This window comes from Paenibacillus sp. VTT E-133291, assembly GCF_002264395.1.
Lineage (GTDB): Bacteria > Bacillota > Bacilli > Paenibacillales > Paenibacillaceae > Paenibacillus_AQ > Paenibacillus_AQ nitricinens.
The window spans coordinates 1-585 of sequence record NZ_NFVA01000229.1 but is presented as its reverse complement, the minus strand read 5'-3'; the positions used below and the strand labels follow the sequence as shown (position 1 = coordinate 585).

Below are 585 nucleotides of genomic sequence, written 5' to 3'. Positions count from 1 at the left end.
GGGGAAATAACGAATGGCTCAAGATTTCAAGAAGATCGAAGTAGGCCCAGCAATCGTCGAATATGGTACGGGCGTAACGATGGTCAAATTCGAGACAACGATCGGTGGCGTCGTCTTTACATCGGAGACTACTTATCGCGAACAGAAGACGGACCAAACGGGCGAGACTATCGTCGGTAAGCGTGTGACCGGGCGTAATGTCAGCGTGACAGTACCATTCGGAGAGTACGATTTGCCGACTATTCCGAAGATCATGGCAGGCGCGGAAGTCGTAACAGGCGCAGCCGGTTCGAAGGTTGTCGTTAAGACTGGCGTAGGCTTGAACCTCATTGATACCGCGAAGAAAGCGATCATCAAACCGCTGGCGAAACTGACTGATCCGGACTTTTGGATTACGATACCGCTGGCGTACAGCGAGACGGATTTATCCTACTCGTTTAACAACGAAAACGAACGCATCACGAACGTAACGCTCCGGTCAACTCCGGATGCAGACGGAATTATCGCGATTTTAGGCGACGAGACAATCACCGCAACACCATAAGAATCACGTTGAAAGGGGCGCTTAATTGCGCCTCTATTTCT

Annotated in this window: 1 protein-coding gene; it reads left to right on the top strand. The window is 50.8% G+C overall.

All coding sequences use genetic code 11. The annotated features are described in order from the left end of the window. Positions 1 to 79: 79 nt before the first annotated feature. Positions 80 to 544: a hypothetical protein gene (locus tag CA598_RS31700; RefSeq protein WP_143812504.1), complete on the top strand. Its 465-nt coding sequence runs from the start codon at positions 80 to 82 to the stop codon at positions 542 to 544. Positions 545 to 585: the final 41 nt, after the last annotated feature.